This window comes from Nitrospiraceae bacterium (assembly GCA_020632595.1).
In the GTDB taxonomy this organism is placed as follows: Bacteria; Nitrospirota; Nitrospiria; order Nitrospirales; family UBA8639; genus Nitrospira_E.
Map to the genome: position 1 here is coordinate 554,759 of JACKFF010000001.1, position 19,302 is coordinate 574,060.

Consider the following 19,302-nt stretch of genomic DNA (forward strand, 5'->3'; position numbering starts at 1 on the left):
CCCATTCGCAGCAGCTGGTTTTTATGGGGATGTCCAGCGAACGTCCAGATGCCTTCCATTGAATGTTACCCTGACGTCGCCCTTCAGTGAAGCTGGGAGAACATAACCGCCGGGTGGCATGGTCGATCCTAGCAAATCAATGTGCACCTGCCCGCCTTCATCACGTGCCGCATAGGACACTTCGCCATACGGAGTTCTCAGCCCCTGCACCCGGATGCCTTCACCCTGCAACCAATTTCGCGGCAGACCCGCCCCGATGACCAGTGAGCCGGCTTCTGTATCAGCATACACAAACAGATCAAGCACCGCCCGGATGAAATCCGATCCCACCCAGGTATGGGGCATATCACCAATAAAACGCGGATCCCGTTCAAGCCGGCCGATCACCTCGCTCCATTGGTTCCACGCGGCCGGGCGACGGTCCCGCATATAGAAATCAAGCAGGGCATGAGCACGTTCCAGCTCACCCAACCGCACAAGCGCGCTCACCTGACGGAATTCATAAGGCGTATAGACCGTCCACGCCTTGGTGCCATCGCGCCGCGCCACAAATTCGGACCAGGCTTTTTCAAATGTGGCTATCAGCAACTCTCGTGGCAGGGCTGCTGCCGCCCCGGTCGGCGAAAGCGCGATCGTTGTGGACGTCGGGTCAAAATCTTTCCGGTCTGCGGCCCCCGGCACATGACCGAGTTCTTCGCCCAACAAACTGACTGACGCGCTGATATCTGCGGCAAATTCAGCGGCATCGGCTTTGATGTCGGCTGCGCGGTCAGGATGACCCAGTTCCTCAGCAAGAAACGCCGCATCATGCAATCCTTTCAGACCCCAGAAATTATCCCAGAATGAATAGGCCGGACGGTCTAAATACCCTTCATGGCTCACCGAGGCCGGTAACAGACCATAGAATGCCTTGCGATCATCTTGACGGTTATGCTCCGTGCGTTCCGACAGCCTCAAGGCATCGAGGGCCGCCGCTGCCTTGTCCACATGGGGCCACATCATCTCGGCAAACGCACGGTCTCCGGTGTACCGGTAAATATCCACAATCAGAAAAATCAACTCTCCATGGCTGTCATTCTCCACAACCGGATCCGCGCCACGCTTGTCCACGCAGCAGGGAACTCTGCCACTGGAGAACTGGTGCGGTGCGTACCAGCGGGCATACTCAACAGCAGGGTCGTTGTGCCCGAGACGCAGGAAACTTTCACTCATCATCGCGCCATCACGTATCCACGAACGGGCATAGGTTCGTGGACCCGGACGCAGTGCCGGTCCGTCGCGCGTGATCATCATATGAGCCAATGCGGTTTTCAGGCTATTGAGCATCGGCATGGAATCAGGCGGGCCTGAAATGTTCACCTGATTGAGAATTTCAAGCCATTCCCCGGCTGCGGCCTTTTCTCCGGCATCAATGGCCTCGCGGTTCAGGTCGGGCGCACGCCCGCTCTCGGAACCGAGCACGGTGACGACAGAAACTTCACGAACCTCATCCGGCTTCAGAGCAACATTAAAATACATGACGCCGGACCCGAAGCCTCCCGGCGCCACCAGGCTTTGCGACACCGTGCCGGCCCCGGCATCCTGCACATGCGGGAACCCGGCCCGCTCAAATTCCGCGAGTGACACATGGTCCGGCTTCAGCTCAGGATACACGGACCAGTCACCATTCACCTGAAATGCGGCACCATCCCAGCCGATCTGATCAATGTTGCTGACACCACCCACAAGGTTCAGAATCTGCGTAGGCGGATCGACCTGCAAGGGGCGGATGGCAAGAGCCAGGGTGAGCGTTCGGGAAATCGTACCGGTATTGACCACACGATATCTGGTCACCACATCCCGGGCATGGCCGTCCGTTCCCCCATCTCGTCCAGTGGGAACAGGCGGACGATGAGCACTGATCTCCAATGCGAGACCCTCATGGATCCGGCGCACTCGGGGCAAGGGGAGATAGTCATCCAGCAGACTGTGGTGATGTTCGCCGTCGGCCCAGCTCAACACCGACCCATTCTCAAGAAGAAACGGTTCAATCGAGAACGCGCCGGGGCCCGGTTCCATGGCGCCATCCTCAGACAGCAAGGCCGACCGGCCACCCTCTGGAGGGCCAACGATGGTCCAGTAAATCTGCTCACCAAGGAAACTGCGCGGATACGATCCCTTGTTGGCGTCCCTGGCTAAGGACAGGAGAAATCGATTGTCATCCTGCCCGAATTCCGGTGGTTCAATCCGCGCTTCCAGCAAGCCGACCCGTCCACCTGCTGACGGAGTCAGTGAAAGGCGAACAAAACGCCCGAACGCCTCTGCCGTTCGCACATACCCGATCGTTCCTGACGAGGAAGGTCCGGTACCCAATTCCCAGTGCGGCGTGGTCCAGGCTGTTCCGTCTTCAGAAAGGGCCATGTCCATCGCTTCGGGCATTTGACCCTCCGCCCATCGCAAGGTCAGTCCGCCAAGATCGCGCAAATAGCCCAGATCAAATATGAGTTCCGTGGGTGTGTCGGCAGTCCAGGAGGTTTCCTTATTACCGTCAACGACGGCAGGGGCAGGGATGTCGCCGGCCATTACCACAACCGGCGGAATCACGGCGGGCGGCTCAGGAAGTGGCCGCATCCGGAGGGTATCGAACTCGACCGTCCCCTTGTCACCGGTGTCGCCAAGAATCACAAATTCAAATTTGGCGATGGTGTTGAGATCATGGTTCTCGATCGGCCCCCAGGCAAAATGGATATCGCTTCGCCGGATACGAACGGTTGTCCAGTCATCAGGAAATTCGTAATCATGAAACTGCTTCCACCAGACATTCGCTCCACTCTCATCCACCAGCCGAATCTCAAAAGTAGATTGTGGGGCATGCCCCCTGAGCCTGAATGCGATCTCGAAATTGTTCGACAGATCGAGTTGAAGGGCCCGATGGAGATTGGCGGTCCCGGCGGTTCGAAGTTCATAGGACAGTTGAAGCGCATTGCCCTTCACGCCTTCTGCCATCCTGATCGAGGCCTCGCTATATTCCGTGGCGATGGTCTTCCATTCCCCGACATGCTCAAAACCGTCAAGTAACCGAAAATCATTCGCGGCGGTCTCCTCCCCAAACGCGCACACCGGCAAAAACACCCAGACCAGGCCGACAAAGAGGAAGCCGGCTGCACGCCACACACTTCTCATCCTTTAACACTTCCCGCAAGATTTCCACTCATATAAAAACGCTGAAGCATCAGAAACAGAATCAGGACCGGGGTCACGGTGATCACCGCACCGGCCATCATCAGTTCGACATCCTGCACATGCTCCCGTGACAAAGAGGCCAGCGCAATCGGCAGAGTATACTTGTCGCTATCGGTCAGGACGATCAGCGGCCATAAAAAATCATTCCATGCAGCCATAAAAGTAAACAGCCCCAGTGTAATCAGAATGGGTGTCAGTAGCGGCACCACAACCGAACGGAAAATGCGTAGTTCACTGGCCCCTTCAATTCGGGCCGACTCGATCAGTTCCGTCGGAATGGACAAGGCATACTGCCGTACCAGGAATATACCAAATATGCTGGCCACAAAGGGGATCAGCACACCGATCCAGCTATTCACCAACCCCATCCCTTTCAACATCAAAAACAACGGAATCATGGACACCTGGGCCGGAATCACCAGGGCACTCAACAGCCCGCGGAACAACAGGTGTCGCCCCTTGAACTCCAGTTTGGCAAACGCATATCCGGCAGCCACATTGAACGTCAGTGACAACAGGGTAGCCGCCGTCGCGACAAACAAAGAATTCAAGAAGTTCCTTCCCATGCTGGAATATTCAAAGAGCTTAATATAATTGGCGAGGGTCGGATGCTCCGGCAACAGCGGCGGCGGAAAATTGCTGGCCTCTCCCGGAGCCATAAAGGACACACTCAACATCCACAGCAACGGGATCAGGGAAAACGCGGCCAGAAACGACAAGCCGACATTCACCCCTGACCCTCGGCACAGATGTCTCACCGACTTACCGATCATTCAGAACTTATGCCTCCACACTATTTATATGCATCCCTGAAAGTTTTGACTCTCCTGCTCCGACGCCTGCCGGCTGGCCCAAGGGAGGGACGCTCTTATCCCTGGCGGACCTTGTTTGAGCCCGGCGAGTTGGGCCGCCCTCCGCAAGTTTGCGTCCCTCCCCTCTCATAAGGCCAGACGGGGCGTCACTGGTTTTGGCCACTTTTGCCGAAACAAAAGTGGCTCGGCTGCCGGGCCGAAACCCGGCAACACAGAATGAACCAAACTCACACTCCACTTCCATACCTGCGCATCACCACAAGCTGGCCAATTGCCGCCACAATCATAAAAACAAAAAGAATAAAGGCCACAGCGGATGCCGAGCCCAGGCTCCACCATTTAAACCCTTCTTCATACATTAGATAAATAATGCTGAGCGTACTCTGGACGGGTCCGCCCTGTGTCATCACATAGGGTTCGGCAAACAATTGGAAATATCCGGCCATGGTCAGTACCCCGACGAGAAACAGTGAAGGAATAAGGGAAGGCAAGGTGACATGAAAAAAACGCTGAAGGGCATTGGCCCCGTCAATCCGTGCGGCCTCATACAAATCGCCGGGTATCGCCTGGAGGCCCGCCAGGAGAATGATCATATTGTAGCCAAAGTTTTTCCAGACCGCGAAAAGAATGATGGACGGCATGGAAAAATGTGGATCCCCCAGCCAGTCCACAACGGGAAGGCCCAACCAATCGAGAGAATAATTGATCAAGCCATAACGGGTATGCAGAAGATATCGCCAGATCACCGCCACCGCCACAATGGTCGTCACCACCGGCGCAAACAGGGCCGTCCTGAAGAACCCCTTGAAGCGCACCATCTGCCCGTTCAGCAATAGGGCCCCCGCCAGCGACACGAACACCGAGAGGGGCGCACCGACCAGCACGAAATACAGCGTATTACCCAGGGCCTGCCAGAATAGCGGCCGTTGCAACAGTTCAATATAGTTTTGGAAACCCACGAATCGCAGGTTGGACAGGTCGGCCAGGGCATAAATATCAAAATCCGTCAGACTGAGAGCAAACGCCGCCAGCACCGGCAGAAAGAAAAAGACGCCTATGATCGCCAGCGCCGGCCCGGCAAACAGCCAGCCTGCCACAGACGATTTCACGATCCTGCTCTTCCTTCCCACGCTCTGTAGAGAGAGGATTCCACTATTCGCCAAAATATTGAATGGAAGATGATGCCTGGAAATTTAGAGGACTATCGGGGGAAGAATAGAACTCAAGCTTCGGTCAATTCTATTGCAATGGCAATGGACAATCAACGCACACGAGTGTGTGGCTCCTCAAAAACCGCGTCCACGGAAACTCGATCAAAGATGATTTCTTCCGAAGGAGCCAAATGCCTGTGGCGGACCAGGTGGAGGCCCTTAGATATTACGTGTCTTCGCTTGTGAGAGGTTTCCATCGCGCCTGAATCGTATCGGCAGAAAGGTCGGCTCCACAGGCCCACTCAACAAAATATCCCCCGTTGCGAATTTGCTCAAATGTGTTTCGATCCTTTAACGGAGCCAACGCTTCTGATTCAAGGTAGGGTGTAATGTCAAACAGGCCGGCTTGCCCATCATCAGCCTTGATGTATAGGAGGTGATCGTCTTTTGGAATAACTTCTGTAATTTTCCCTTATCAACCCTTCGAAGTAAGCGGCAACTCTCGTTCGCGGACCGCCTCAGCCGCATATTTCAAGGCTTCGCGGATATCCTCCGAGCACAGATCAGGATAGGACTTCAATATCTCTTCCGTGCTCATGCCGTCTGCTATCATCGCCACAATAGTAGCGACTGGAATCCGGAGGCCCCGAATGCATGGCACGCCATCCATCTGGTGGGTATTAACGGTGATTCGTGTAAATTTCATAAGCTATTTTCTCTTCCTGCCATTGTAAACCAACAGTCGGTCCTGGACAATCATAAGCTCAGGGATTCATCCATAGTGATTCTAATTAATTTCCAAATTCTTCTTTGTCTGTGTGTTGTCTCCCCATTGACTGACGCCTGCCGTTCGGTCCATGGGTCGGACGCTCTCATGAACCGGCGGACTTTGTTTGAACCCTTCAAAAACTCAGGGCAGGCTCCGCGAGTTGGTCCACTATAATTAAGGGGCACATAGTTTCGACAGTCTCTCTTGGCCTTGTGGTGTGACCGAGCAGTGCAGCCGACACCGGAGAAAAGTCGCGCATTGTTTGAGCGCAGCGAGTTTGCGCGACGCCGGAGTCGGCGAACCGCGCAGGGAACCCGAAGGGCCACACCACGGCCAACCTGGTTTTGGGTCCTTTTGCCGAAACAAAAGGACCTCGCCACCCGGGGCGAAACCCGGCAACATAGAAAACCTCGTCGCAACGAGATTTCCAGCCACCAGTGCAATGCGCTCTCATCCCAACACGTTCGTACGATAGTGATTCCGATTCATTTCCAAAGGCTTCTATATCTGTGTGCCCTCCTCGGCGCTGCGGTGACGCCTGCCGGCTGGCCCAAGGGAGGGACGCTCTCATCCCCAGGCGGACCTTGTTCGAGCCCGGCGAGTTGGTCCGCCCTCCGCAAACTTGCGTCCCGCCCCTCTTTTGAAGTCAGACGGGGCGTCACTGGTTTTGGCTACTTTTGCCGAAACAAAAGTGGCTCGCCTGCCGGGGCGAAACCCGGCAACACCAAAAAGCGCATGAACACGAGAGTGAGGAATATCAGTGCCATGCGTTCTCATCACAGACTCTTTTTACTATGGTGACTCCAATTAATTTCCAAAGCCTTCTATGTCTATGTGCCTGTTGCCGTTGACTGACGCCTGCCGTCCGGTCCTTGGGTCGGACGCTCTTATGAACGGGCGGACTTTGTTTGAGCCCTACGAGTTAGGCCACCCTCCTCAAGCTCGCGTCCGTCCCATCTGATAAGACCGGACGGGGCGTTAATGGTTTTGGCCACTTTTGCCGAAACAAAAGTGGCTCGCCTGCCGGGCCGAAACCCAGCAAACATCAAACTTACCACAAACAACTTCACGCCCCCTCTCCCCCATCCCGCGCCAGCATCCAACGACGTTTCTCCAGAATGCGATCGATCCGGCTATCCAGTTCACGCGCCGCCTCCGCAGCCGTCCATTTCTCATGCACCGCACGCTCCGTTACCACGCGTAATTCTTGCACGATGCGTTCCCACTCAGGGATTTTCGGTGCCGGTAATGCGCGCTCAAGCTGCTCCCTGAAGGCCACGAGATACGGATCTGATTCAAGCCGCTCTCCACGCCAGCTTGACCGCCGCGGCGGCAGATTGCCGCTGATCTCGTAAAACTGCTGCTGAATTTCGGGACGGGACAGGAATTCCACCAGCCGGAATGCCGCATCTTTATGTTCTGAATGTTTAAACACCACCAGACTGGAACCGCCTGCTGTCGAGGCACCCGGACCCGAAGGCCCCGGCAAGATGGCCGTCATCCAATCATCCTGCAGATCGGCAGGCAACCGGCGGCGAAATTCGCCAATATTCCACGGCCCGGTCAGATAAAAGGTAAAGTGCCCGCGTGCAAACTCATCCCACACATTGGCAATGTCGGTTTCACTGGAAGGCGGTGCCAGACCCTTGCGGAAAAAGTCGAGATAAAAATCAAGGGCAGCCACCAGCTCAGGGCTGGAAAAATTGCCATACCGATTCCCGTCCCGCAGCAACGGCACCCCTTGCTGAAGAGCAAGGGACACTTGCATCTCATATTCATTCAGTGGCACATAAAAGGCAAAATTGTCTTTTCCAACATGGTGCTTCACGGCCGTGGCGGCCTGCATCCACTCAGCCCAGTCACGTGGAGGGCGAACAATCCCGGCAGCTCTGAGAATATCCTGGCGGTAAAAGAGGAGCCTCGTATCCACATACCAGGGCACCCCATATAAGGTATCGCCAACGACGTTCGTCGCCCAGATCCCCGGAAAATAATCCTCTTCCTTAATCACGGAAGAAGCCTCTGCCAGCTCGTTCAGCCCGGCAACGGCATCCAGCGCCGCAAACTCCGCGATCCAGGTATTGCCCATCTGGGCGACATCAGGCAGGGCATCTCCCGCAAAGGCCGTCAACAGTTTTTCATGAGCCGAGGTCCAGGGAATCTGCTGGACAATGACACGAATCCCCGGATTCTCGCGTTCAAACTTTTTAAGCACCTCAGGAACAATCTCCCCTTCACGACCCATCGCCCAGAACTTAATTTCCAGAATATCATCCTGACCGCTCCCGCTTGTGCATCCGGCAAACAATGCAGCCAACAGAACGAAGACAACCACAAACATCCCCGCTGTTTTTTCTCTCCATATTTTTTCCCAAACTATTGCCATACTGTACAATCTGCTTTCTGAATGAGCGATAGGCTTCGGCATCAGCCGTAAAACCAGCGATTGGCGGGATATGACGTAGCCTTACACATGGCACAGTATTGTCAAGATGATGGGGGTTTACCTAACGGGGGAAATCAATACCAAAACGCCCGGCTACTGGGGGCAAGCAACCATGATGGCTGGTGAACGACAAATTGCAGTGTGCTGATGCAACTCATCGTATTCCCAATTCCTCAGCGACCTGCACAGTTGAGCATACCATTTTGGGCTCTCGTCTGGAATATGAACGAAAGTTCCAAAGAGCGGACCCTTCCCGCTACCACTTTCTATCGGGGAGTAACTTTAGGCCACAACTGGCTGTTAGACAAGGGAGCTTACAGAAACTATGCGCTAGTAAGGTGGGCCCCATACAGCCAACCACTAAAAAACAATGGGCCTAGTACAGGGCAGCCCATTTCCAAAACAAACCATTTCTTAGTTTAATCTACGGGCAAGATCACGAAACCTATCTTCCAAAATTTCCCGATCTTCATTCCCTTGCGGAAATTCGAGGGTGAGATTTACAAAACAAGTTACCCTCTGGGTTGTATTTTTTAGGCATATATCCTTGTTTGCGATTTCAATAATTTTTTCTGGAATTAAGGTAAATTTAATTTTCTGTTGTTTTGAGTAGTGGTCCCGAAACAACCGCGCACAGCACTCATTGATTGCTAACCAAGCCTCGTATGCTTTACTTTGCTCGCCGATTCTGTGACATTTCCAAAGAAAGGATGCCCACAGGGTGGCGGCCATTTGTTCCGGCTCGTCAGGAACACTAGACAAAACCCCACCGATAGTTCGCCAAATGGTTAACTTACCACTTATGACTTCCATACATTCTGGAAGCACCTGATTTGGAACATTAGGATCCAATATAATTTTCACCCACCATTCGACTGCTACGAAGTAAAGCGAAATAATGTCAACAGAGGTATCTCCGAATTGGCGAAGAAAAACCCCCAATACGGAATGTTCTGATAGTGTTTGACTGTTGGGAATATCAGAATGTTGAAGCAAAATTTCTTTCAATAAAAAAGACAGATTTTCAGAAGAGAATGGAATATGTTTAAAATTTTTTGCAATCATTTTTGCCATCAATTCAATAGCTCGGCCTTCGGGTATTTCACCGGATTGTTTCAAGTGGGTTAAAAACCCCAATGAACCTAAACATTGAATTTCAAAATGCCTACTTAATTCACCCCTTAAAATCCCTTCGTCAGTATAAAGGGGACAGCTCAGTTTTTGTGCCAAAGAAATAGACTCCCCAATTCCATCTCCAAAGAAATTATGCAACGGGCGTTTTGTTTTATCAGAAACATTAAAAGGCTTTCCGTTTTCCCTTTCATGTTCTTGGGCATCTACAGGAGGGGGAGCAGTTCGTATCCTTATTTGACTAAGGTGAGCCAGCCTCCATTGATGAATTTTTTGGGCTAAAGGGTGAGGACATACAGGATCTAAAAACCCCTTATCCACAAGATTTCGGGTTTCACGCACTAAGAAAATCTGCTGAAATTTTTCTGTCAACAAATTAAGCAAATCAAATTCTGCTAGGGTCAATAACCCCGTAATATCAATACAAATTTTATTGGTGGATTGGGCAACTCTAACTTCGTCTTCCATCCTATTTTCATTACCCCAAATATGAATGGCATAAGCGAATTCATCAGATTCGGTACATAGTTCCCAGAACCAAAACAACGATTTTGTTTCCAGAAATATTTGACGTCTAATAAATAAAGGAAGAATTTGATCTCGAGCGGATAACCGCAATGATGTGGTTGATAATTCATAGGGCAGGGACAGAGCGACCATATCTGAAAGAATATTATTAATATGTTTTTGAAATGATTCTCCCTCACTCCATTGAATTCGCCTAAAAGAAGGGTGGTGAGGGTGGGCATTTACAAATGTATCAATTCTAACATGTGTTTCTTTAAGCCATTTTTTTATTTCCAAATCGTTTTCATCTAAGCCTTTGGGGCACATCATCACCATCATAAAAAACTGAACTTCCTTTTCAATATCGCCTTGAGTGTTTTCTCCGAACTTCATGGCATGACGTAAAATTATTTTGGGTTGATCTCCACGTCTTTTCTTTAAAACGTATAATTGGCAATGAATTTTGCACAATTCTTTTGAGTCAGTCGTCCTGTCCTTTGCAAGCTCGAATAATTTAATTGCATTGTCCTCCTTACCTATATCTCTAGCTAAACGCGCTCCTTCAAGAAGGCTGGAATAGGTTTTTTCTTTCTTTATGTATTCTTGAACACAATTGTATGCACCCAGTTCATCTCCCAGACTTAATAAAACGTTTGCTTGCATAAATAAAAAACGGTCGTCTTCTGGATAACGACCAATAGCCTGCCTACTTGCCTCGGCGGCTTTTTCGGGCTCACCTAACAAAAGGTATCCCTTAATAAGCCATAAATATTGCTCCGGGGCCAGTTGGTTTTGTATAGAAATATGCTCATTTACCTTTACAACCTCTTCAGCAGTCATTGCATTTGGACTACCCAAATGGCAGGAGTATCGTGTTAATAGATTAAAGTCATCTGGATATTGAAAAATCCCAGAAAGATAAACTTCTGAAGCTTTATCCTTATCCCCAAATGCTCGGCTAACCACTTCTGCTTCAGCAGTGATACTTTCGACAACAAAATTATTATCGTTCTTTAGTATTTGCACTTGTTCAAAGGCTCTTGCTGTCTCTCCAAGTTCGGCAAAAGCCATTGCAGCAAGGGTACGAGAAAGGCCCTCTTCTTCGTTATCTTGAAATCCCTCATCTTGGCGCATTTCTATTGTTTCAAGGAGACTTTCAAATTCCTCCGCTACTAAGAGTGCAAGAATTAAATTTTTATAAACGGTTGAGTTTTTCTTGTCCCCTCTGTGTTGCTTTTTGAGGTAGGGAATAGCTTTAGAGGACTGTCCCTTAAAAACATAAAGGCCAGCGAGCGCTTTTTGTATTTCCTTATTATCTTGATGTTTCTCTAAAAATTGTTTGCAAAAATCCTCCGCTTTTTCGGTTTTTTCTAACATACAGGCCACATTAGAAAAATTTCCGATTGCTGGCGCTGAAGTTAATGGAAAACCACTTATGGAATATTCGGTGAGGGCTTTTAGATATGAATTATAGGAATTATAAAGTTGATTTAAGTCTAGGATTTTCGTTCTAAAATTCAAGCGTATAGATTCATTTACTTTCGCTGTCTTACCTAGGGCCATTAAAAGTTGAACAAGTCCTTTAAGGCTCAGAAGCCAAGGATTAATCAAGCAATCTAATGTTTCAGCTTCCTCAATTGTAGAGAGGGCTTTTGTATTTTCTCCGGCGTCCTTATAAATTTCGGCTAAACACAAACGTGTCGAAATTGGGTCTTGATTCCATGCGGGCGAATTCTCCAAAAAAATTTTGGCCCGATCGGCATTCTCCGTCTCACCTATATAATATGCCTTGAGCCTTATTGCGGAAGTGAAGTCTGGATTTTTTCCGAGTAAGGCTTCTAAGCGCTCTAACCAATCTGAAGGAAAATTTTCTCCAGAATGATTAACTTTTTGGAAATAGAGAACAAACTGAATTCCCAGCTGATTGCAGATATAAACCTTTTCATTCGGCCTTAATTGCACAGCCTGATTGAAAAATTGAATTGCATTCTCTCTTTGATCCATGTGAAGAGCCAAAACTCCCCTAATGTTGTAGTATTTGGCTCTTATTCCGTCAGTAGCACCAGGGATTTCTGTAGCTATTTCATCTAAAATGACTTGCGCTTGCTGATCCAACCGATTTTCCAAATAAGAGGCAGCTTTCCTAATTTTTTCAACCCTCTGTCGATCTTCATCACTAAGGGTTTTAGTCTTTTCACCTGCCTCATCTTCGAAGACCTCAATAATTCCAGTTTTCTCCAAAACGTTTTTTGCTCTTTCCAGGATTACTTTGGGAGACTGACCTGTAAAACCTGAAAAGTCTGGATGGACTCCCGTAGTTGGATTCCCAATTACCCATTCTTGGATTTTGGCGTTGACCTGTTGGCCTTCATTGAAATTTCGAACGTATTCAAAAATTATATCTGCTTGTCCTGATAATCTTTGAGAGACAGGAATTCGCAAGGAAACCGTTTGTTGGTCTTGCCAATTGGGTGTTGTGGTTTCAATTCGCTTAATTTCTTCCTTAATCCATACCCAATACACCGGAAAAGAATTTCGTTTTGTGTCACAGAGGGCAACCATGGTTGGCAATGGTTTAGCGAGTAGATAATTTACGGTTGTTACCTCTAAGGGGAGGCTAATATCTTGGTTTTTATTGATATAATCAGGTTTATCGGAACCCTTAAGTTGAACAAAAAGGCCAAGTCCTGTTACAGACTCTCCCTCGGGTATTTCTATATTTAAATCCCAACCGTAGTCATATTGTGACTCCTCAATTATCCATTCCTGCGGACTCTGGGCTTTAAAAGAATTCAGACTAGTAGTGGCCACTACATGAGTTCTTGGGCGATTTGGGAAATTTTTCGTTTCTGCAGACATGGGTTCGCATTTAAGTTGTTAAATTAAGCCTTTCATTCTTATAGAAATATATCAAAAATAACAGTTTTTTGTTTGGTGAATCTGGGGTTCACGGATTCCCGACCCTAGGTAGCCAAAGTTTGTGGAATGCCCATTCACAAAAGGCAAGAGGGAGAGCCTTTCATAAAACCCAACATTCTTAATTCTTTTTAAGAAAACAAAAGGGATCAGATCTTACCATCACACATGTTCTCGCTAAACTCTCGCCCCATGGGTCATGCAGTGCGTCTTAAATTTTCTGAGCCGTCTACTTTATCACCAGCCGAGGCCATACTCGCCAAGACAGCGCCCGAGATGATCGGAACCGTACCCACTTGCACTCCTAGCCCGGCAACAGATAATTACTGCTTAACTTCTTTTCCCGAGGGGTAGAGAGTCGCTCCAAACATTCCCTACCAATCGCGGCATTGGCATTCCAACATAAATGCCGCGGTGAAAAGTCTTTGGTGGGTCACTCCTTCGAAAGAATTTTTTTTGGGGAAACGACCCATGCTGCTTCCTGCACGATGCAGAGCTTTCTTGCTGACCCCTTGGGGCTCTATCGGCACGGCTGTGATCCGCCTGCGCAACCCTGCGAACCTTTGCTCCTCTACTGAAACCTCCTTACTCGGAAATGGGCGAGGAGGTTTTTTTTGGCCATACCCTTTTTTAATTGAAAAGCGTAGAATTTCCTCTTCACTATTGAGCGAAGACAGCACAACAATGAGGCGGTCTATCTCCGGTTAGGCAAATATATACCAAAATATGGTTCAGCAGGATTTTCCATGTGTCACCCTCATTCCCGTGCTCCTCTTTCGCCATGAAGCGACTTTAAATTCCTCTCCTTTGTAAGGAGAGGGTAGGTGAGGTAGAGTCCGTAAGTTATCGATCAACCACCACTGGATCAAACATGGAAGGCTCCGCAGAGGCTACCTCCCCCTTGCCCCTCCTTACAAAGGAGGGGGACACTGGAACAATCAACCTGAATATTTACCCATGGGAATGTCGGAAGACCTCCCAAATATTAACAATAGGGTTGACTAATTTATGGAGGTGAATGGCCATGGCTGAAGCGCAAATTCTTAATGGTGTCAATGTCGCAGCGGTGAAAGAGCTGGTGAAAAACGTCGAGAGTGATCCCAAGCTGGGTGAATGCAAGTTTCACATCAAAAACACCTGGAGTACGTGTGGGCAAAACCAATCGAAGGTCTCAAGCTTTTATGCGGCAAAGCAGGAAATTCCCCACGACGATGCATTCATCTTGAATGCTGATGAACCCGCCATTTTGGCCGGGCATGATACCGGTGCGAATCCCGTTGAGCATCTGTTACATGCGTTGGCGGGATGCCTGACGACCACCTTGGTGTACCATGCGGCCGTGCGGGGGATTAAAATTGACGCATTGGAATCGGAACTCGAGGGTGACCTGGATATCAGGGGATTCCTTGGCCTCTCGAACACCGTCAGAAGCGGGTTTGAGAATATTCGAGTCAACTTTAAGGTCAAAACCGATGCGGACAACATCGAGAAACTCAAGGCGTTGAGTAAACTCTCACCGGTGTTCGACATGACCTCCCATGGCACCAATGTCCAGGTGAATATCGAGAGGAAATAAACAATCGAACAAAGTTGAAGGAATTGGCAGCAAACGGAATCGGCGGATGGAGCAGGGCAAGCCCTGGCCCCTCATTTGTAAATTGTTTGTGACCTGATCACACCCTTTTTCAAGTCACAAGGGTGAGTGGAACTCGTGAGAAGAAAGGGGCGATGCTGTAGTCAACACCTTTTTGCCCTCGTCCGGTTGTTGAAGAAGGGGAGCGGCTTTGACATACCAGGCGATCACCACCCATAGGGCGGCACTGACGATGCCAAGCACGAACAGCCAGTTATACATGATCTTATGGGATTTTCCTAGAAATGGATGAAGCACCAGTCCGGCGACGGGATGACTGGCAGTCAAAACTATTAAGGTGGTTACTGGCATGATCACCGGACAAAGAAATCTCAAATTCGGCACCAGGGGGGAAAGTTCATTTGACGTCCGTCGGCCCAATTGCCAAAACACAATTAAGGCCCCAGCGAAGCCTAAAAATTGGACCCCCTGCGATGCTCGCAATTTAGTGGTGCCAAGGGTTGTCTCATAGAACAGCGGGACCTGGCTCAACAGCGCTCCAAGCCCCAGGGCGAGGATTATCGTTCCACCATACTGCACCAGCCATCCCCATTTTTTCATCGCATGCTTCCTTTCTCGATACACCCGGTTCAGTGTGCTCATTCATTACGGCGGCATTCAGCAGGCTGGTACCCTGGGGGCGGAGATTATCAAAACCGCACGCCAAAGGTCAGGCCGGGCATCACATTGGTATCATTGTGGCCTCGCCCGCGCCCGAGCTCAAGGTCGGTGAAGTTCAGGAGAAAATCACTTTTGAAGGCTAGTTGAGGATTTATTTGGTAATTCACCCCGATGCCTATGGGGATGAGGAACGAGGTATCCGATGGCCCTATATCCGCATGCACAAATCCAATGCCACCCTGCAGGATGATCTTGAAGCGCTCGCCCAATTCGGGCAGAGGAATCGCATATTTACCCTGTCCCGATAATCCCACGAGGGTGAGGTCACCGGTAAACCCCAATTGCAAGAGCGGTCCAACGGCTACGTGGCGGTTTACGTTTGCATCGGCATTGAAATTTAGGGCAAAGGCCGTGTCATCGGGAGTATTGGCCAGGAATCCCATTGTTCCTCCGACATTCCAGGGCTTTTGAGGCTGCGGGTCAGCGGCTTGCGCCCAAGTGGAAATTGTAAGAAGGCCTCCCAGTACTGCCCCGACACAGATGCCCCACTTCGACCTCACTCTGTTTGACCCGCTCATATCCCCCATCTCCTTTCACAATACTCCGGCTAATAATACGTGGACACTTGGTTGCACCTTTATGACTTTTCTTCCTACTACCGTTTCCACTTCGGGCCCTTTTCTTTGTATTTGACTTGCTTAATGTGTTTGTCGTTCTCCTTATAGGGTCGGTCGGTTTCAAGTTCCAGGGATACGGCTTCCCGTACATCTATGCGGAGAGAGGAGGGCAGGGACACCGCCATTTCCCATTCGCTGCCGGAAAGATAAAAATACACCTTCCGCGATTGGTCGTAATAGACATTGGCCGTGGGATAATACTGATAGGCAAACTTCTTACGGTAGCCATGAGCGGGAGCATGGGGCGGAGGTCCAGGTTGCTTATGAACGACGGGGTAATAAGGCCGTTCGGATTCACCAATTTGGATACCCACCGATTGAGGGCTGCTGCAACCAATCATCAATCCACCTAGCACCCCCACCACCACCAATAATTGAAGGTCTTTTTTTACAATCGAGTGTTGTTTCATCGGGTCGTATCTCCTTTTCAATGAATGGGCGATACCTGTGAGATTAGTTGTCGTCGGAAGGGTCCAAATCTGTAGGGCCCCGACAAAATGATTTTTGAAAGCAACCGGGGAAAAATTAGAAGAAGAGTGAAGAACCGCTGAAGAGGACCTAAAACATCAACAATCTTAAGTGGACAAAAAAAAGACGTCAGCGATCTGCGGGAGAAGTAAGGTGGAGGAAATCGAATCGCAGCTCGAAGGCGACTTGGATATCAAAAGATTCCTTGGCCTCTCAAATACGATCCGGAACGGGTTCGAGAATATTCGCGTCAATTTTTAGGTCGACCCCGATGCCGACAACATCGAGAAACTCAAGGCGTTAAGTAAACTCTCCCCGGTGTTTGATATGCCCCCCCATGGTACCAATGTTTAGGTGAATATCGAGAGAAAGGGAATGTTGAAAAAGGCCGCCAGCGGCGTTCTCGCCCCTTGGCCGTGCTCACCTACTCCTTCGTACGCTCCGCTCGTCCAAGCGGCTGCGGCCTTTCCTTCGCGAAGCCTCAGGACAGGACTGGACGGATCTTTTTGAACACTCCACTATTTTTCTCTGGTGAGCCTCGTTGACTCCTAAGCTGATGAAGCGGTGAAACTTTTCCAAAATTCAACAATCCCAGAAAATAAACCGTCGAAAGAGCAAGAAATTGAAGGAATTGACAGGAGGCGGAGTCGTCGAATGGGTGATAACAACACTGCCCCTCGAGCTTTGGTTCCGTTGGTTCCGAAGGAGCAAAGCGACTGAGGCAGGCTGGGTTAGGAACTCGGTGTCTAAGCTTGTGAGAGGCTTCCACCGCGCCTGAAGCGTATCGACAGAAAGGTGGGCTTCACAGTCCCACTCAATACAATACCCCTTTGTGAATGTGCTCGAATGTGTTTAGATCTTTCAACGGAGCGAACGCTTTCTGCTTCCAGATAGGGTGTGATGTCAAACAGACCGGCTTTTCCATCACCAGCTTTGATAGAGAGTAGGTGATGGTCTTTTGGAATAACTGCTGTAATTTTCACTGCAGGTAGAGCACCCTTGCATATTCCCCTGCTTTGGATCTCATTTCCACACCATAAAACGATTTCCCTAAACCCTTGCTTCTTCCCGGACCGAAGCCACCGAACAAACTTTGATTTTCCCCGTTCTACCTGGGCGAGTTCATACCCTTGCTGAAGCGCTAACCAGCTTTGCGCTGTTCCGCCAAAAGCCTTTTCCAAGCGCACGGCCATCTCCGGTGAAACGCCGGCCTGCCCATTGATAATCCTCGACAACATATGCCGTGTAATCCCCAATATTTTAGCTCCATCCGTAACCGTCAATCCGAGGAATTCAAGGCAGTCCCTCTTGATCGAGCGACCCGGATGAGGCGGATTATGAAGTCCCATAACATACTCCTTTCTAGCAGGGTGTTGAAAAAGTCCGTCAGCGGCGTTCTCGGCACTTTGTCGTGCTCACGTACTCACTCGTACGCTCCGCCCACCAAAGTGCCTGCGGCCTTGCTGGACGGGCCATTTTGAACACCCTACCATCTTCGATGAAAGTCGGCACCATGTCATGCTGAGATGGGTCCCCAAAGACATGTGCGTTTTTCAACAGCCTGCTAGTGGTAATCAACCAAATTCACATCCAAGACGTTGCCGTCTTCAAAACGAGCTGAACTCAATGCACTTGGTGATCGTTATGGGGCCGTTGAAAATTTCAAAAATTTTCCCACTTCCTCAGCATATGAGTACCCGCAAACCGCTGTTAGCTAGGTCATGGGATCGATGGCAATGGTGGCTCTGTCATACCTGCTGCCTGATAGACCATCATATGATCAACTTTATGTCTCGAGGGCGGCGAGGAACGTCGTCGAACCAGGTGCGCTCTTCAAAGAGGGGAATGACCGGCAGGAGCTGAAGCCATCGTCCGCAGGCGGTCACAAGTCCCGCTGTCACCGGACTGGCTCATGATGTCGCGAATCTGCCGTGGCGAAAAACGTGAGGCCGCGGCTTGGATATGTTGATACCAGTTCAGGACCGGTTCATCGTCATTGGTGACCGCCTGTTCGTACACCAGCTTGCATAGGGCAAGGAACGCGGCGTAATCGCGAGAGAGCCACGACGACGCCAATTCCGGCAGTCGCGCATTTTTGATATTGCCCCACGACCAGGCGCGCGGGAATCCATACTGGAGAGGCGAGACCACTCCACTGCTTTCAATGACCAAGGGAGCGATGATGTCTGCCACAGTCTGCTCGCCACACACCGTTGCTTCCCGCACAAAGACGCGAGTCGGATGCTCGAGCAGTGCGGGGATTGTGGCGAGATCGATCTGGACATCGATGACATCTTTGTACAGTTCCCGGATCCGAACGGCTTCGACGACGGCTGCCGCATTTTCCTCGGCATCGGGCAAGGAACCGTCAAGCGTATACGCGGCCCGCCCGACGGGTTCGAGGGGATGGAGCTGCAACAGTTTGGCGCCTTGCTCAACCGCAAATTCTGCGACCCACTCCAACTCGTTGACGTTGTGAAACGTGAGCGTGAAAATGAACCCGAATCGAATGCCGGATGCCCGCAAGCCCTCAAGTTTCGCGCACATGTCATCGAATGCCCGGTGAGAATTTCGCATGAGGTTATGCGATTCGGGTACGCCATCAAGGCTGATTGCGATGAGATCGCAATCAGCCTGTAAAATGTCCAGATGGCGTTGATCGAGCAACATGCCGTTCGTGGTGACCGTGGTGGCCAATCCCGCCTCATGCGACACGCGAAGCAGTTCCCCTAGCGCAGAATACAACAGGGGTTCCCCGCCCGACACCGACATGACCACGTATCCGAGCGTGGCTGCATCAACCACGACTGTCCGCAGCACATCGATATCCAATTGTTCGGAGACATCCGGCCCGGAATCCGAATAACAATGCAAACACTGCAGGTTACAGCGTCTGCCGGGGTGGACCTGCAATGCGGGATATTTACCAGCCGGTCCCTGCATGAATCA

The 19,302-nt window shown here is 50.3% G+C and carries 13 protein-coding genes; 1 reads left to right on the plus strand and 12 read right to left on the minus strand.

The genetic code is table 11. The features are described 5' to 3' along the window. Positions 1-21: 21 nt before the first annotated feature. The 7 genes from H6750_02460 to H6750_02490 all read right to left on the minus strand — a co-directional run bounded on the left by H6750_02460 (position 22) and on the right by H6750_02490 (position 12,897). Positions 22-3,162, minus strand: a complete 3,141-nt coding sequence (locus H6750_02460; GenBank protein MCB9773174.1) for a discoidin domain-containing protein — start codon at positions 3,160-3,162, stop codon at positions 22-24. Beyond that, a complete protein-coding gene (locus tag H6750_02465) occupies positions 3,159-3,995 on the minus strand; it encodes a carbohydrate ABC transporter permease (protein ID MCB9773175.1) in 837 nt (278 codons plus the stop codon). Before H6750_02465 ends, H6750_02460 begins: the two co-directional genes overlap by 4 nt. 266 nt (positions 3,996-4,261) lie before the next feature. After that, positions 4,262-5,146 carry a sugar ABC transporter permease gene (locus H6750_02470; protein MCB9773176.1) on the minus strand — a complete coding sequence of 295 codons (885 nt, stop codon included), beginning with the start codon at positions 5,144-5,146 and terminating at the stop codon, positions 4,262-4,264. 265 nt (positions 5,147-5,411) lie between these two features. Next, positions 5,412-5,651: a DUF2442 domain-containing protein gene (locus H6750_02475; GenBank protein ID MCB9773177.1), complete on the minus strand. Its 240-nt coding sequence runs from the start codon at positions 5,649-5,651 to the stop codon at positions 5,412-5,414. Positions 5,652-5,660: 9 nt separating this feature from the next. After that, on the minus strand, positions 5,661-5,891 hold the full coding sequence (locus H6750_02480; protein MCB9773178.1) for a DUF433 domain-containing protein: 231 nt from the start codon (positions 5,889-5,891) through the stop codon (positions 5,661-5,663). A 1,129-nt stretch (positions 5,892-7,020) separates the two neighbouring features. Continuing rightward, positions 7,021-8,295, minus strand: coding sequence for a sugar ABC transporter substrate-binding protein (locus tag H6750_02485; GenBank protein ID MCB9773179.1), 1,275 nt, complete (start codon positions 8,293-8,295; stop codon positions 7,021-7,023). Between the two features lie 519 nt (positions 8,296-8,814). After that, positions 8,815-12,897, minus strand: a complete 4,083-nt coding sequence (locus H6750_02490) for a DUF4365 domain-containing protein (GenBank protein MCB9773180.1) — start codon at positions 12,895-12,897, stop codon at positions 8,815-8,817. Positions 12,898-13,972: 1,075 nt separating this feature from the next. Between H6750_02490 and H6750_02495 the strand changes: the two genes are divergently transcribed. Then, positions 13,973-14,530: an OsmC family protein gene (locus H6750_02495; GenBank protein MCB9773181.1), complete on the plus strand. Its 558-nt coding sequence runs from the start codon at positions 13,973-13,975 to the stop codon at positions 14,528-14,530. Between the two features lie 114 nt (positions 14,531-14,644). Here H6750_02495 and H6750_02500 read toward each other — a convergent pair whose 3' ends face one another. The 5 genes from H6750_02500 to H6750_02520 form a co-directional block, all read right to left on the minus strand. Then, entirely contained in the window at positions 14,645-15,148 is a 504-nt protein-coding gene (locus H6750_02500; protein MCB9773182.1) for a hypothetical protein, read from the minus strand. A gap of 89 nt (positions 15,149-15,237) precedes the next feature. Continuing rightward, a complete protein-coding gene (locus H6750_02505; protein MCB9773183.1) occupies positions 15,238-15,786 on the minus strand; it encodes an outer membrane beta-barrel protein in 549 nt (182 codons plus the stop codon). Positions 15,787-15,863: 77 nt separating this feature from the next. After that, positions 15,864-16,295: a hypothetical protein gene (locus H6750_02510; GenBank protein MCB9773184.1), complete on the minus strand. Its 432-nt coding sequence runs from the start codon at positions 16,293-16,295 to the stop codon at positions 15,864-15,866. 804 nt (positions 16,296-17,099) lie between these two features. Next, the gene (locus H6750_02515) at positions 17,100-17,702 is read right to left on the minus strand and encodes a HigA family addiction module antidote protein (protein ID MCB9773185.1); all 603 of its coding nucleotides are present in this window, start codon (positions 17,700-17,702) and stop codon (positions 17,100-17,102) included. 484 nt (positions 17,703-18,186) lie between these two features. Continuing rightward, positions 18,187-19,296: a radical SAM protein gene (locus tag H6750_02520; protein ID MCB9773186.1), complete on the minus strand. Its 1,110-nt coding sequence runs from the start codon at positions 19,294-19,296 to the stop codon at positions 18,187-18,189. Positions 19,297-19,302 lie beyond the last annotated feature (6 nt).

What these genes read in the sequence shown, in the direction of transcription:
- H6750_02460 (MCB9773174.1), bottom strand. Translation starts at nt 3,162, where the DNA reads ATGAGAAGTGTGTGGCGTGCAGCCGGCTTCCTCTTTGTCGGCCTGGTC.
- H6750_02465 (MCB9773175.1), bottom strand. Translation starts at nt 3,995, where the DNA reads ATGATCGGTAAGTCGGTGAGACATCTGTGCCGAGGGTCAGGGGTGAAT.
- H6750_02480 (MCB9773178.1), bottom strand. Translation starts at nt 5,891, where the DNA reads ATGAAATTTACACGAATCACCGTTAATACCCACCAGATGGATGGCGTG.
- H6750_02485 (MCB9773179.1), bottom strand. Translation starts at nt 8,295, where the DNA reads ATGTTTGTGGTTGTCTTCGTTCTGTTGGCTGCATTGTTTGCCGGATGC.
- H6750_02490 (MCB9773180.1), bottom strand. Translation starts at nt 12,897, where the DNA reads ATGTCTGCAGAAACGAAAAATTTCCCAAATCGCCCAAGAACTCATGTA.
- H6750_02495 (MCB9773181.1), top strand. Translation starts at nt 13,973, where the DNA reads ATGGCCATGGCTGAAGCGCAAATTCTTAATGGTGTCAATGTCGCAGCG.
- H6750_02500 (MCB9773182.1), bottom strand. Translation starts at nt 15,148, where the DNA reads ATGAAAAAATGGGGATGGCTGGTGCAGTATGGTGGAACGATAATCCTC.
- H6750_02505 (MCB9773183.1), bottom strand. Translation starts at nt 15,786, where the DNA reads ATGAGCGGGTCAAACAGAGTGAGGTCGAAGTGGGGCATCTGTGTCGGG.
- H6750_02510 (MCB9773184.1), bottom strand. Translation starts at nt 16,295, where the DNA reads ATGAAACAACACTCGATTGTAAAAAAAGACCTTCAATTATTGGTGGTG.
- H6750_02515 (MCB9773185.1), bottom strand. Translation starts at nt 17,702, where the DNA reads ATGGGACTTCATAATCCGCCTCATCCGGGTCGCTCGATCAAGAGGGAC.
- H6750_02520 (MCB9773186.1), bottom strand. Translation starts at nt 19,296, where the DNA reads ATGCAGGGACCGGCTGGTAAATATCCCGCATTGCAGGTCCACCCCGGC.